Here is a 718-nt window from a genome sequence, read left to right on the forward strand (position 1 = left end):
ATGCAGGGCATGTTGCGCGACGCCAATCCGTCGCGCCTTGAAGACCTGATCGCGCTGAACGCGCTGTATCGCCCGGGCCCGATGGACCTGATCCCCAGCTTCGTGGCGCGCAAGCATGGCCGCGAGCAGGTCGAGTACCCGCACCCGTTGGTCGAGAAGGTGCTGGCCGAGACCTACGGGATCATGGTCTACCAGGAGCAGGTGATGCAGACCGCCCAGGTGCTGGGCGGCTACAGCCTCGGCGGCGCGGACTTGCTGCGCCGCGCGATGGGCAAGAAGAAGGCCGAGGAGATGGCCGAGCACCGCGAGATCTTCCGCAAGGGCGCCGCGGGCAACAACATCCCTGAAGAGAAGGCCGACGAGATCTTCGACCTGATGGAGAAGTTCGCGGGCTACGGCTTCAACAAGTCGCACGCCGCCGCCTACTCGCTGTTGGCCTACCACACCGGTTGGCTCAAGGTGCACTACACGGCCGAGTTCTTCGCGGCCAACATGACGATCGAACTGGGCGACACCGACAAGCTCAAGGTGCTGCTCGCCGACGCGACGAAGAACTTCAAGCTCAACTTCGAGCCGCCCAACGTCAACAGCGGCGTCTACCGCTTTGAGCCGATGCCGGGGCCGGAAGGACGCAAGAAGCTGCGCTACGGCCTGGGCGCGATCAAGGGCACGGGGCAGGGCGCGATCGAAGCGATCGTCGCCGCCCGCGAACTGGAAG

Annotated in this window: 1 protein-coding gene; it reads left to right on the forward strand. The window is 65.2% G+C overall.

The genetic code is table 11. From position 1 onward, the window contains the following. Positions 1-718 (forward strand): helix-hairpin-helix domain-containing protein (locus AC1DYI_RS37560; protein ID WP_477209135.1); only part of this gene is annotated, 718 nt, incomplete at both ends.

The sequence above is a fragment of the Ideonella sp. P3_A4 genome, from assembly GCF_056403075.1.